We start from the raw sequence: 12,378 nt of genomic DNA, 5'->3' as shown, positions 1-12,378 counted from the left end.
ATCAGGCTTTTGCCTGGCTGTACTGGCTGACCCTGAACAGGCGGCGACAGTAGTCGAGGAAATAGCCATACACCGCGCCCATCAACATCGAAATCACGATATTTGAGCTCACCGCTGCGGCAATCTGATGCCAGTCTGCCCCCACCGTCAACAGGATCGCCACATACACCGGCGACTGAAACGTCACATAAGCCAGCACATCTGCCAGGTTTTTCATCCAGCCAGACGGGCTGATGCGGCGGGCGAAGCGCATCACGGCATCACGGTATAAGCCGTAAGGCCAGGCGATAATAATGTTCACCGGGATCGCTACCAGACGCGAAGAAAGTGACTGCTCGAAGGTCATTCCGGAGAGGAATATTTCAATCAGCATGTTCACGACGGAACAGTAGACAACCATCGCGAAAGTATCCGCTACCGCGTGGCGCAGGCGAGATTGCGGTGAGAACATGGCTGAGCTCCTTGAGACGCACAAAAGTAATGATCTTAGTGATTTGGGTTGGTTTGGTTGACATGTATAGCGTATCCTTCTGGCTTTAAACTAACAACTAGTATTAAATTTTTATTTATTCGCGTTTTTTCCACAAAATCCTCTAAAGATGATGGTTTTTTGCTCGCTTCGTTATTTTCTTTCTCGTCCTGTTTTTTGATGCGCAAAATCAACAAGTTGCTTGCGATGCGTGGGCGGCGACCGTGCGACACGCAGCGCGCAGCGTACCCTCCTGCGATTTGCCTTAAAACCGACCGTTTATGTTGTTATGAATGTTTATTAAAAGCAGCGCGACAACGCGATATCCGGATAATATAAGCGGCGTCTTTAAAAATATTTACAATAATGACAAAAAGCGTCGATGGGTGGATATTATGTTTGAAATGAATTATTCTTCGCTTTGATTTTACGACTCACCACAAAAAAGGTTTTCAAATAATATGTCTTTGACGTTACAGAATCTTAATAATATCCGAACTCTGCGCGCCATGGCGCGTGAATTATCCCTGGACGTTCTTGAGGAAATGCTGGAAAAAGTCAGGGTCGTTGCTGAAGAGAAACGTAGTGAGCAGGCGGAATTAGAGCAACAGCGCGCTGAGCAGCAGGAAAAAATTAATGCTCTGCTGGAACGGATGAAAGCCGATGGTATTTCACCGTCCGATCTGCTGGGTGTAGAGCTGGCGCATGCGGGTAAATCGGCGAAAAAACGTAAGCCGCGTGAAGCAAAATATCGCTTTATTGACCAGAACGGTGAAGAGAAAACGTGGACCGGTCAGGGCCGCACGCCGAAGCCTATTGCCAATGCGCTGGAAAATGGCAAATCACTGGATGATTTTCTGATCTAATGCGTGAGCCGGGCGGAAGACTCCGCCCGGTTGTCTGTTTAGCAGACGCCAAAATCACCGTCTTCGGTGTACAGCGCAACTTCCGCTGCTTTCAGGGTATATTTCTCGCCCTGCTCATTGCTGGCCTGAACGGCCACAATGCTATCCCCATTGACTTCGAGCACTTTCAGTTTCGGGCCGCCCTGACGCGGTTGCACATAATCACCGACAGAAAACATAGAACCTCCTCATCGTTTTAGCGATCTTCACTGTAGCCCACGTCACACGCCGGGTACAGCAGGGTTCATCGATTACTGCTTATGAGGTATGTCTGTTCCACGGCATCACCTTGAGCAGTCTTGCCATGCCGCAAAATCCGGTCAGGCCAGCAAACAGAAGCCCGGCCCCGACAAAACCGCTCAGCAGGAAGAAGCCGCTGGAGAGCGTATAGCCCAGCACCACGCCGCACAGAATCAGCAGCCCGGCAGCAATTTGCACCTGACGCATCAGCGGCAGCGGCTGGGATTTATCTTCTACGGTCGGTAGTCCGGCCTGTTTCCAGCCCTGAATACCGCCCTCGACCACCAAGGCCTGAGCAGGCGACGCCGCCTGGGCAAGACGTGCGGCGTTGTTCGATGTTCTGGCCCCGGACTGGCAGTGAAAAATCACCGTTTCACCCGCCCCGGCGTTCAGTGCGCCGGGTAAGATGTCCAGCGGCACGGACTGTGCGGCGGGAATATGCTCGCGGGCATATTCGTCAGGATCGCGAATATCAATCAGCTTTGCGCCGTCACCAATAAGCGCGTTTGCCTGCTGTGGCGTAATCAGAGGAAGAGACATGGTGTTTCCTTACGATCGTGTTTTATGTAGTAGAGCATTTAAAGAAGGATTTAAGCCAGTGTAAAGAGGGTAAAGGCAGGTAAAAGCGCGCCAGCCGAATGGCAGTTACCCGTAAACTGGCTACGCTTAGAGATGTCTCTTTTATAATTTTCAATTGGTTAGCTTGCACGGAGTCTTTATGGGTTTTTGGCGTGTTGTTTTTACGATTATTCTCCCGCCGCTGGGCGTACTGCTTGGCAAGGGACTGGGCTGGGCGTTTATCCTGAATATCCTTCTGACCATACTGGGCTACTTCCCTGGACTTATCCACGCGTTTTGGGTTCAGACGAGAAACTAGGTGCGCCACAGTAAGTCGCTGTAGATCCCGGTCAGTACGCCCTGCGGGCCGAACTGCTGTTTGATCCAGCGCGTAACCTGGCCGGTCGCCGCATGCTGCGTGGCAAGCAGCATGCGCGAATCCTGACGCGGGTTATTAATGCGTCGTGTCACCAGCAGCCCGTCCGCTACGGCCTCCCGGGTCATGTATTCCGGTAAAAAACCGATCCCTTCCCCCAGAATCTGACACTGGCATTTGGTGTTAAAATCCGGCACCAGAATCGCCTCCTGCCCGTGCAGCAGCCAGCCGACCTTCTTATTAATGGTGTGCGCGGTGTCCTCCACCATGATGTTCGGGTAGAGGCGCAGCTGGCTTTCCGCGATCGGTTCCGGGACAAACGCCAGCGGGTGTTCCGGCGCGATGGCGAATACCCAGCGGATAGCGCCAATCTCCGTGTAATCAATGCCGCCGCCGTCAAGAAGCGTATCCGGCGCGCCAATCGCGATATTGGCCTGGTTATTGATGATTGAGTCCCAGACGCCGTTATAGACCTCCGTGGTGACGGTGATCTGGCAGGTGGGAAACTGCTTTTTCAGCACCTGCAGCAGCCGCGCGGTATGACGTGGGGTATACAAAAGCTGATTGATGCAGATGCGTACCCGCGCCTCGATGCCCTGAGAGATGGTGTCTATCCCACGCCTGATAGCATAGAAATCGTTCAGCAGATCGGTAGCCTTGCGGTAAAAGTAAAAGCCGGACTCGGTCAGCTCGATGCTGCGTGTGTTACGCACAAACAGCACCACGTCCAGCCCGGTCTCCATACGTTTGATGGTGTAACTGATGGCCGACGTGGTCACACCCAGCTCGGCGGCGGCTTTGCTGAAACTGCCAAAACGCGCCGCCGTGGTGAAGGCCAGCAGATTCTCTTCAGTAAAGATGGAATTCATATTACGGCTCCGGGTTACCATCAGTTTTGAACATATTTTAACAGCGGCGCAACAACGCATTTGACGGCGGTCACAGTTCTGATGTTTAGCTACAGGCCTTGTTATGCAAGGCTTCTTTGGTCATAAGCAAAATGCCGTGAATGGCCTGAAAAAACGCTTACCCATAAGAAAAAGGTTGCACAGACGCACGTTTTGGCTGAACCGTTGAATTTAACTCAACAATGAATTGACTGTCGATGAATGATTTTTAAGCGGATTCTTTTCTGAAAGGGCTGTTGCTATTCTCAGGTCATCAGCAACACACCATCGGGAGTCTGTATGTCTGCGAACGAACTTGTGACGGAATTTTTACTGGCGGCAGAGCAGGGTAATGTCGACGCGCTAAAAGCCTGCCTTGAGAAAGGTGTCGATATTAACGCCACCAACCGTCAGAAAAGAACCGCCATTGTTATTGCCAGCCTGAAAAAACATTACCCCTGTGTCGCGTTATTAATTGACGCCGGTGCGGATATAGATAAACAGGACCAGACCTGTTTTAACCCCTTCCTGATCAGCTGCCTGACCAATGATTTAACCCTGCTGCGGCTTGTTCTGCCCGCCAACCCGGATCTGGACCGCCTGACACGCTTCGGCGGAGTGGGGATTACGCCCGCCAGTGAGAAAGGACATGTGGAGATTGTCCGCGAGTTGCTGGAAAAAACCGATATCAACGTTAATCACACCAATTTTGTCGGCTGGACGCCGCTGCTGGAAGCCATTGTCCTGAATGACGGCGGCCCGAAACAGCAGGCGATCGTGAAGCTGCTGCTGGACCACGGTGCGAATCCGCACATGACCGATAAATACGGTAAAACCCCGCTCGAACTGGCGCGGGAAAAAGGCTACCACGCGATAGCTGACCAGCTGCTGGCGGCGGGCGCGTAATTTATTCGGCCAGCCTGTTTCCGGCTGGCCCCATTTCAAACGTATTTTTCCGACGTGCATTTTGCACGACGGCGGCCCCCTTTTATCCGCATTCAGGAGAAAATAATGCCCACAAAAATCGTGATTAAAAAGAACACGTATTTTGACTCCGTCTCATTAATGTCCGTTTCCACCAAAGCCAATAAATTGCCGGGCGTTGAGCAGGCCTTTGTAGCGATGGCGACGGAAATGAACAAAGGCGTATTAAAAAACCTCGGGCTGTTAACGCCGGAATTAGAGGATGCGAAAAACGGCGATCTGATGATCGTCATTAAAGGCGACGCGGCCAATGATGAAACCCTGGCGGCGATTGAAGCGTTATTCACCCGAAAAGAGAGCGCGGGCACCCATGAAGCACGCTACGCGACTCTGGCCAGCGCGAAAGCCCACCGTCCCGACAGTAACCTGGCGGTGATTTCAGTAAACGGCATGTTTGCGGCACGCGAAGCGCGCAAGGCGCTTGAAAACGATCTCAACGTGATGCTCTTTTCCGATAACGTATCCCTCGACGATGAGCTGGCGCTCAAGCAGCTGGCGCACCAGAAAGGGCTGCTGATGATGGGGCCAGACTGCGGCACCGCTACTATCAACGGCGCAGGACTGTGCTTCGCCAACGCCGTACGCCGCGGGTCGATAGGCATTGTCGGGGCGTCCGGTACCGGTAGCCAGGAGCTGAGCGTGCGCATTCATGAATTTGGCGGCGGGGTATCGCAGCTGATTGGCACCGGCGGGCGCGATCTCAGTGAAAAAATCGGTGGTCTGATGATGCTCGACGCCATCGACATGCTGGAGGCCGACGATGCCACCCAGGTCATCGCGCTGATCTCCAAACCGCCAGCGCCAGCGGTGGCAGAAAAGGTGCTGGCGCGTGCCCGGGCCTGTCGCAAACCCGTCATCGCCTGTTTCCTTGGTCGCAACGAACCGCCCGCCGATGAAGACGGTCTGCAGTTCGCCCGTGGCACCAAAGAGGCGGCCCTGAAGGCCGTGCTGCTCACCGGTATCAACAAAGCGTCCCTTAACCTGCATCCGCTCAACTGGCCCCTGATTGAAGAGGTGCGCGCCCGTCTCACTCCGCAGCAGAAATACATTCGCGGTCTGTTCTGTGGCGGCACCCTGTGTGATGAAGCGATGTTCGCCGCGCTTGAGAAGTACGACGACGTCTACAGCAACATTCAGCCCGATCCGGCGAAACGCCTGCGCGACATTAACGTCAGCCAGGCTCACACCTTCCTCGATTTTGGGGATGACGATTTCACCAACGGCAAACCGCACCCGATGATCGACCCGACCAACCGCATCAGCCGCCTGCTGCAGGAGGCGCGCGATCCGGAAGTGGGCGTAATTGTGATGGACTTCGTGCTGGGCTTTGGCGCGCATGAGGATCCGGTCGGCGTGATGCTCGATGCCATTAAAGAGGCGCAGGCGATTGCGGAAGCCGATAACCGTCCGCTGGAGATCCTCGGCTACGTGTTGGGCTCCGACCAGGATCCCCAATCGCTGGCGCAGCAGTGTCAGCTTTTGACCGATGCCGGCGTGATCTGGGCCAGCAGCAGTACTAACACCGGATTACTGGCACGCGAATTTGTCTGCAAAGGGGAGAACGCCTGATGACCACCTTATTCAACCAACCGCTGAACGTCATTAACGTCGGTATTGCGCTGTTCAGTGACGATCTTAAAAAACAGCACGTCCCCGTCACCCAGCTCGACTGGGCACCGCCGGGGCAGGGCAATATGCAGATCGTCGAAGCGCTCGACCAGTTGGCCGCGGAGCCGCTGGCAGAGAAGATCGCTGCCGCCAACAAGATTGCGCTGGAGCGCATCATTCAGTCCCACCCGGTGCTGGTGGGGTACGACCAGGCGATTAACGTTGTGCCGGGGATGACCCGTACCACCATTCTGCATGCCGGTCCTCCGGTGAGCTGGGAAAATATGTGTGGCGCGATGAAAGGCGCTGTCACCGGCGCGCTGGTGTTTGAAGGGCTGGCGAACGATCTGGAGGAGGCGGCAAGGCTGGCGGCTTCAGGCGACATCACCTTCTCGCCGTGCCACGAGCACGACTGCGTGGGCTCGATGGCGGGCGTTACCTCCGCGTCGATGTTTATGCATATCGTTGAGAACAAAACCTACGGCAACCGCGCCTACACCAACCTCAGCGAGCAGATGGCGAAGATCCTGCGCATGGGCGCCAACGACCAGAGCGTCATTGACCGTCTGAACTGGATGCGCGATGTGCTTGGCCCGATGCTGCGCGACGCCATGAAGATTATCGGCGAAATCGATCTGCGCCTGATGCTGGCTCAGGCGCTGCACATGGGTGACGAATGCCACAACCGCAACAACGCGGGCACCACGCTGCTGATCCAGGCGCTGACGCCGGGGCTGATCCAGGCGGGCTATCCGGTGGCGCAGCAGCGCGAGGTATTTGAGTTTGTCGCCAGCAGCGACTACTTCTCCGGCCCGACGTGGATGGCGATGTGTAAGGCCGCGCTGGACGCCGCCCACGGCATTGAGTACAGCACCGTGGTCACCACCATGGCGCGTAACGGTTACGAGTTTGGTCTGCGCGTCTCTGGCCTGCCAGGACAGTGGTTCACCGGCCCGGCGCAGCAGGTGATTGGCCCGATGTTCGCGGGTTACAAGCCGGAAGACTCCGGGCTGGATATCGGCGACAGCGCCATCACGGAAACCTACGGTATCGGTGGCTTTGCGATGGCGACGGCCCCGGCGATTGTCGCGCTGGTGGGCGGCACGGTGGAAGAAGCCATCGACTTCTCCCGCCAGATGCGCGAAATCACCCTCGGTGAAAACCCGAACGTCACCATTCCGCTGCTGTCGTTTATGGGCATTCCAACCGCCATCGACATCACCCGAGTCGCAGGCAGCGGCATTCTGCCGGTTATCAATACCGCCATTGCCCACAAAGACGCCGGTATTGGCATGATTGGCGCGGGCATTGTGCACCCGCCGTTTAGCTGTTTTGAAAAGGCGCTGTTGACCTTCCGCGATCGCTACTTTTTATAAGGCAAGCATCCATGAAAAACATGAAACTGGAGTGGAAAAGAGGTGACTGGGCGGCATATTTCGGGTTGATGACCAACAACCTGACCAATTTGCTGACCATGATGGGGTTGCTCATTTTTGTCGTCGGCATCCCGAAGGAGATTGTTTATGGACGCATCGCGCCGGCCTTCGGGCTGGCGGTGCTGGTGGCGAGCGTCTGCTACGCGTGGTTTGGCCTGCAGATGGCGCGCGCCACCGGACGAACGGACGTCACCGCGCTGCCGTCTGGCCCGAGCGCGCCGTCGATTTTTACCGTTACTTTTCTGGTCCTGATGCCGGTCTACCAGCAAACCGGTGACGCGGATTTTGCCATTCAGATCGGTCTGGTGTGGTGCTTTGTCGAGGCGATGATTCTGGCGGGCGGCTCTTTCCTGGGGGAGACCATCCGCAAGATGATCCCGCGTACCGTGCTGCTCTCGTGTCTGTCGGGCCTGGGCCTGCTGTTGCTGGCGATGAACCCGATGCTGCAGGCGTTTGAAGCGCCCACCGTGTCGTTCATTGTGCTGCTGCTGATCTTCATTAACTGGTTCGGCAAAAAACCGATCTTCGCCAGGATCCCGACCGGTCTGCTGTTGTTGATTGCTGGCACGGTGTTAGCGTGGATCTCCGGCCTGCAAAGCCCGGAGGCAATCAAAGCCTCGATGTCCTCTTTCGGCTTTAACCCGCCCGAAGTCCATGTAGAAGGTTTCCTGCAGGGCTTGCCGCACGCGCTGCCGTACCTGGCGTCTGCCGTGCCGCTGGGGCTGGCGAACTACATCTTTGACCTGGAAAACATTGAAAGCGCCCACGCGGCGGGAGACGAATACCCGACCCGCAAGGTAATGCTGGCAAACGGCCTGGCCTCCATGCTCGGCTGCCTGATGGGCAATCCGTTCCCGGTGACGGTCTATGTGGGTCATGCGGGCTGGAAAGCGATGGGCGCCAGCATCGGCTACACGCTGGCCTCCGGCGTGACGATGTTTATCGTGCCGCTGTTCGGGCTGGGGGCGTTTATGCTCGCCATCATTCCGATGACCGCCATCGTGCCGATCCTGGTGTTTATCGGCGTTGTCACCGCCAACCAGGTGGTGAGGGAAACGCCCAAAGTGGAGGTGCCCGTGATTTTCATCTGCCTGTTCCCGTGGATCGCCAACTGGGCATTGACCATGATGAACAGCGTGATGGGCGCGGCGGGCACCAGCGCGGCGAAAATCGGCACCGACGTGCTGCACAGTAAAGGGATCTACTACGAGGGGCTGGTGCATCTGGGCAGCGGCGCACCGCTCGCCAGCATGCTGTGGGGCTGCATCGCCATCTTCGCCATTATCAACAAACCGCTGCGCGGCGCCGTTGCTGCCGCCGGTGGCGCACTGCTGGCGCTGTTTGGCGTGATCCACGCCCCGGTGGTGGGCTTTGCCGAAGGCAGTTCGCTGATGTTTGTGACGGCGTATCTGATGATGGGCGGCATGTTTGTGGTGAAGCATGTGCTGGATATCTCTGTTAATCCCCCTCTCCCGGTGGGAGAGGGCCGGGGTGAGGGCACCAGAACGCACCTTCTAAAGGAAACAAAATGAAAGAGCTTATGGTCGTCGCCATTGGCGGCAACAGCATTATCAAAGATAACGCCAGCCAGTCGGTTGAACATCAGGCGCAGGCGGTAAAGGCGGTGGCAGAGTCGGTGCTGGAGATGCTGGCCTCGGACTATGACATCGTGCTCACCCACGGCAACGGCCCCCAGGTGGGGCTGGATCTCCGCCGCGCCGAAATTGCTCACGAGCGGGAGGGACTGCCGCTCACGCCGCTGGCTAATTGCGTGGCGGATACGCAGGGTGGGATCGGCTACCTGATCCAGCAGGCGCTTAACAACCGCCTGTCTGCGCGCGGTGAGCAAAAAGCGGTCACCGTCGTCACTCAGGTGGAGGTGGATAAAAACGATCCGGGCTTTAGCCACCCGACCAAGCCCATCGGCGCATTCTTCAGCGAAGCGCAGCGCGATGAACTGCAGCAGGCGCATCCGGACTGGCACTTTGTTGAGGATTCTGGCCGGGGCTATCGTCGCGTGGTGGCCTCGCCGCAGCCGTTACGCATTGTTGAAGCCGATGCCATTAAGACCCTGACGCAAAAAGGCTTTGTAGTAATTGGCGCGGGCGGCGGCGGTATTCCGGTGGTGCGCACGGAGCAGGGCGATTACCAGAGCGTTGACGCGGTAATTGATAAAGATCTCTCCACCGCGCTGCTGGCGCGCGAGATCCGCGCCGACGTACTGGTGATCACCACCGGGGTCGAAAAAGTGTGCATCCACTTTGGCAAGCCGAATCAGCAGGCGCTGGACACGGTGAGCGTGGCGCAGATGACGCGTTACAAAGACGAGGGCCATTTCCCGGCGGGCAGCATGCTGCCCAAAATCGTCGCCTCGCTGGAATTTTTACGCCATGGCGGCAAGCGCGTGATCATCACCTCGCCAGACTGCCTGCCCGCCGCGCTGCGCGGGGAAACCGGTACCCATATTGTTAATGAAGGAAGATAAGATGAGTGAAAATAAAAGCCGCCGTGAATTCATCAGCCAGAGCGGCAAAATGGTCACCGCCTGCGCGCTGTTTGGCGCGACCGGCTCCGTCGCGTATGCTGCCGATTCCGCAAAACCAACCTGCGAGACGGGCAAACCGATGAACATCACCGCTAAACACTACTACCTGGACAACGTGCTGCTGGAGGCCGGATTTAACGTCGACGGCGGCGTGGCGACGAGCACCCGCACCGAGCTGAAAACGCTGGAGATCAAAGACGGGAAAATTGTCGCCCTGCGGGATAACAAAAGTCACGCGGACGCCACCCTGCCGCACTATGACGCAGGCGGCAAGCTGATGCTCCCGGCGATGCGCGATATGCACATTCACCTGGATAAAACCTTCTACGGCGGCCCGTGGCGTTCGCTCAACCGCCCGGCGGGTACCACCATTCAGGATATGATCCGCCTTGAGCAGAAGCTGCTCCCCGAACTCCAGCCTTATACCCAGGAGCGCGCCGAAAAGCTGATCGATTTGATCCAGTCGAAAGGTTCCACCCTCGCCCGCAGCCACTGCAATATTGAGCCAGTCTCGGGCCTGAAGAATCTCGAGAACCTGCAGGCGGTGCTGGCGCGCCGCAAGCCCGGATTTGACTGCGAGATCGTGGCGTTTCCACAGCACGGCCTGCTGCTGTCGAATTCCGAAAAGCTGATGCGCGAGGCGATGCAGGCCGGGGCGCACTACGTGGGCGGGCTGGATCCAACCAACGTTGACGGGGCGATGGAGAAATCTCTAGACACCATGTTCCAGATTGCGCTGGATTATGACAAAGGGGTGGATATTCACCTGCACGAAACCAGCCCGGCGGGCGTGGCGGCGGTGAACTACATGGTCGAAACCGTGGAGAAAACCCCGCAACTGAAGGGCAAACTGACCATCAGCCACGCCTTTGCGCTGGCCACGCTCAACGAGCAGCAGGTGGACGAGATTGCCACCCGCATGGCGGCGCAGCAGGTGACTATCGCCTCCACCGTGCCGATTGGCACCCTGCATATGCCGCTGAAGCAGCTGCGCGATAAAGGCGTGTTTGTCATGACCGGCACCGACAGCGTGATCGACCACTGGTCACCGTACGGCCTGGGGGACATGCTGGAAAAAGCGAATCTCTACGCCCAGCTGTATATCCGCCCTAATGAGCAGACGCTGTCCCGCGCTTTAGGTATTGCGACCGGTGACGTGCTGCCGCTGAACGACAAAGGTGAACGCGTCTGGCCGAAAGCGCAGGACGATGCCAGCTTTGTGCTGGTGGACGCCTCCTGTTCCGCCGAGGCGGTGGCGCGCATTTCACCGCGCACCGCGACCTTCCATAAGGGGAACCTTGTCTGGGGCACGGTGGGTTAATGTGCATTTCTCCCTCTCCCGGTGGGAGAGGGTTGGGGTGAGGGCAACAGGCCGCAGATTTTGTAGGTCGGGTAAGGCGAAGCCGCCACCCGACGTTACAGATGATAACCCGACAGCCGCAGCTCCCGGTCAATCCACTCAACGAACTGCTGGATCTTCCACGCGCGTTCATGCATATGCGGCATTACCAGATGATGCGCGTTAATGGCGATCCCCATCTCATCCGGCAGTACCTGCACCAGTGAGCCATCTTTCAGGTGGTCTGTCGCCATCATTTTGCTCTCAAGGATAAATCCCAGCCCCATGCGCGCCGCTTCAAAGCTCATATAGGAGCGGTCAAAGCTGAGGCTGAAGTTGAGCCAGGGCCTGTCGATATTGTGCCAGGCGAACCATTTTTCCCAGTTCACCAGAGTGCTGGTGGACGAGATGAGTGACTGTTGCAGCAGATCGGTGGGTGTGCTGATGGGGTGTTTTTGCGCATACTCCGGCGAGGCCAGCACCACCAGCGTGTCGTTTTTTATGGTCATCACCCGGTAAGCATCCCAGTCCGGGATACCGTGGCGGATATCAATATCAATATTATCTCTGGCGAATTGCAGATTCTCATAGGAGCAGGTGAGATTGATGGTGATATCGGGATATTCGGCGCGAAACTTACCCAGGCGGCGCAACAGCCATGACAACCCGAAGGTGGGCGAGGAGTGCACCCGAAGCACGGCGTTATCTTTCTCTTTGACGATCTGATCGGTGGCGCGTCCGATGGCGCTCATCGCCGCCGAGACCTCCCGCAGATATTTTTCTCCCGTTGGGGTGAGCTGAACCCCTTTGCCGCTGCGGATGAATAATTTCTTGCCCATCCACGACTCCAGCGACGCGATCTGATGGCTGACCGCGGAGGGGGTGACGTTGAGCTGTTCGGCCGCCTGATGGATGCTCAATGCGTTAGCGACGGCGATGAATGCCTGCAAATTTCTGAGCGAGGGCAGTGATAACGTCTGGCGATCCTGCGCGGACATAGCCTACTCCTGTCATGTTTATTGATAAAAAAC

General features: G+C 56.9%; 13 protein-coding genes. 8 read left to right on the top strand and 5 right to left on the bottom strand.

The features are described 5' to 3' along the window. Position 1: 1 nt before the first annotated feature. Positions 2-451, bottom strand: a complete 450-nt coding sequence (alaE, locus tag ECL_RS20005) for an L-alanine exporter AlaE (protein ID WP_013098416.1) — start codon at positions 449-451, stop codon at positions 2-4. A gap of 479 nt (positions 452-930) precedes the next feature. Here alaE and stpA point away from each other — a divergent pair, with 479 nt between their 5' ends. Continuing rightward, positions 931-1,335 carry a DNA-binding protein StpA gene (stpA, locus tag ECL_RS20000; protein ID WP_013098413.1) on the top strand — a complete coding sequence of 135 codons (405 nt, stop codon included), beginning with the start codon at positions 931-933 and terminating at the stop codon, positions 1,333-1,335. 38 nt (positions 1,336-1,373) lie between these two features. Here stpA and ECL_RS19995 read toward each other — a convergent pair whose 3' ends face one another. Both ECL_RS19995 and ECL_RS19990 read right to left on the bottom strand, forming a co-directional pair. Continuing rightward, complete coding sequence (locus ECL_RS19995) at positions 1,374-1,553, bottom strand: YodC family protein (RefSeq protein ID WP_013098412.1); 180 nt, start codon at positions 1,551-1,553, stop codon at positions 1,374-1,376. A gap of 79 nt (positions 1,554-1,632) precedes the next feature. Continuing rightward, positions 1,633-2,154, bottom strand: a complete 522-nt coding sequence (locus tag ECL_RS19990) for a rhodanese family protein (protein ID WP_013098411.1) — start codon at positions 2,152-2,154, stop codon at positions 1,633-1,635. Between the two features lie 178 nt (positions 2,155-2,332). Between ECL_RS19990 and ECL_RS19985 the strand changes: the two genes are divergently transcribed. Continuing rightward, entirely contained in the window at positions 2,333-2,491 is a 159-nt protein-coding gene (locus tag ECL_RS19985; protein WP_013098410.1) for a YqaE/Pmp3 family membrane protein, read from the top strand. On the opposite strand, the gene ECL_RS19980 is transcribed toward ECL_RS19985, so the two are convergent. Next, positions 2,488-3,417, bottom strand: coding sequence for a LysR substrate-binding domain-containing protein (locus ECL_RS19980; RefSeq protein WP_013098409.1), 930 nt, complete (start codon positions 3,415-3,417; stop codon positions 2,488-2,490). The two genes, ECL_RS19985 and ECL_RS19980, sit on opposite strands and share 4 nt — an antisense overlap. Positions 3,418-3,735: 318 nt before the next feature. Here ECL_RS19980 and ECL_RS19975 point away from each other — a divergent pair, with 318 nt between their 5' ends. The 6 genes from ECL_RS19975 to ECL_RS19950 all read left to right on the top strand — a co-directional run bounded on the left by ECL_RS19975 (position 3,736) and on the right by ECL_RS19950 (position 11,329). Next, positions 3,736-4,341 (top strand): ankyrin repeat domain-containing protein, encoded by a 606-nt coding sequence (locus tag ECL_RS19975; RefSeq protein ID WP_013098408.1) that lies wholly within the window; start codon positions 3,736-3,738, stop codon positions 4,339-4,341. 105 nt (positions 4,342-4,446) lie between these two features. Next, positions 4,447-5,988, top strand: coding sequence for an acyl-CoA synthetase FdrA (gene fdrA, locus ECL_RS19970; protein WP_013098407.1), 1,542 nt, complete (start codon positions 4,447-4,449; stop codon positions 5,986-5,988). Continuing rightward, on the top strand, positions 5,988-7,403 hold the full coding sequence (locus tag ECL_RS19965) for a YlbE family protein (protein WP_013098406.1): 1,416 nt from the start codon (positions 5,988-5,990) through the stop codon (positions 7,401-7,403). The genes fdrA and ECL_RS19965 overlap by 1 nt, the downstream gene beginning before the upstream one ends. Positions 7,404-7,414: 11 nt before the next feature. Further along, a complete protein-coding gene (locus tag ECL_RS19960) occupies positions 7,415-8,995 on the top strand; it encodes a xanthine permease (protein WP_013098405.1) in 1,581 nt (526 codons plus the stop codon). Then, positions 8,992-9,948 carry a carbamate kinase family protein gene (locus ECL_RS19955; protein ID WP_013098404.1) on the top strand — a complete coding sequence of 319 codons (957 nt, stop codon included), beginning with the start codon at positions 8,992-8,994 and terminating at the stop codon, positions 9,946-9,948. Before ECL_RS19960 ends, ECL_RS19955 begins: the two co-directional genes overlap by 4 nt. A gap of 1 nt (position 9,949) precedes the next feature. Next, complete coding sequence (locus tag ECL_RS19950; protein WP_013098403.1) at positions 9,950-11,329, top strand: amidohydrolase family protein; 1,380 nt, start codon at positions 9,950-9,952, stop codon at positions 11,327-11,329. A 95-nt stretch (positions 11,330-11,424) separates the two neighbouring features. On the opposite strand, the gene ECL_RS19945 is transcribed toward ECL_RS19950, so the two are convergent. Next, positions 11,425-12,345 carry a LysR substrate-binding domain-containing protein gene (locus ECL_RS19945; protein ID WP_013098402.1) on the bottom strand — a complete coding sequence of 307 codons (921 nt, stop codon included), beginning with the start codon at positions 12,343-12,345 and terminating at the stop codon, positions 11,425-11,427. Positions 12,346-12,378: the final 33 nt, after the last annotated feature.

This window comes from Enterobacter cloacae subsp. cloacae ATCC 13047, assembly GCF_000025565.1.
Classification (GTDB): domain Bacteria; phylum Pseudomonadota; class Gammaproteobacteria; order Enterobacterales; family Enterobacteriaceae; genus Enterobacter; species Enterobacter cloacae.
The sequence above is the reverse complement of the archived record's forward strand: the minus strand, read 5'-3'. Positions and strand labels throughout refer to the sequence as shown.

Excerpts from the sequence above, each read along its gene's own strand:
- ECL_RS19975 (WP_013098408.1), top strand. The coding sequence starts at position 3,736 with ATGTCTGCGAACGAACTTGTGACGGAATTTTTACTGGCGGCAGAGCAG.
- ECL_RS19990 (WP_013098411.1), bottom strand. The coding sequence starts at position 2,154 with ATGTCTCTTCCTCTGATTACGCCACAGCAGGCAAACGCGCTTATTGGT.
- ECL_RS19985 (WP_013098410.1), top strand. The coding sequence starts at position 2,333 with ATGGGTTTTTGGCGTGTTGTTTTTACGATTATTCTCCCGCCGCTGGGC.
- ECL_RS19945 (WP_013098402.1), bottom strand. The coding sequence starts at position 12,345 with ATGTCCGCGCAGGATCGCCAGACGTTATCACTGCCCTCGCTCAGAAAT.
- alaE (WP_013098416.1), bottom strand. The coding sequence starts at position 451 with ATGTTCTCACCGCAATCTCGCCTGCGCCACGCGGTAGCGGATACTTTC.
- ECL_RS19995 (WP_013098412.1), bottom strand. The coding sequence starts at position 1,553 with ATGTTTTCTGTCGGTGATTATGTGCAACCGCGTCAGGGCGGCCCGAAA.
- stpA (WP_013098413.1), top strand. The coding sequence starts at position 931 with ATGTCTTTGACGTTACAGAATCTTAATAATATCCGAACTCTGCGCGCC.
- ECL_RS19980 (WP_013098409.1), bottom strand. The coding sequence starts at position 3,417 with ATGAATTCCATCTTTACTGAAGAGAATCTGCTGGCCTTCACCACGGCG.
- ECL_RS19950 (WP_013098403.1), top strand. The coding sequence starts at position 9,950 with ATGAGTGAAAATAAAAGCCGCCGTGAATTCATCAGCCAGAGCGGCAAA.
- ECL_RS19960 (WP_013098405.1), top strand. The coding sequence starts at position 7,415 with ATGAAAAACATGAAACTGGAGTGGAAAAGAGGTGACTGGGCGGCATAT.
- fdrA (WP_013098407.1), top strand. The coding sequence starts at position 4,447 with ATGCCCACAAAAATCGTGATTAAAAAGAACACGTATTTTGACTCCGTC.
- ECL_RS19965 (WP_013098406.1), top strand. The coding sequence starts at position 5,988 with ATGACCACCTTATTCAACCAACCGCTGAACGTCATTAACGTCGGTATT.
- ECL_RS19955 (WP_013098404.1), top strand. The coding sequence starts at position 8,992 with ATGAAAGAGCTTATGGTCGTCGCCATTGGCGGCAACAGCATTATCAAA.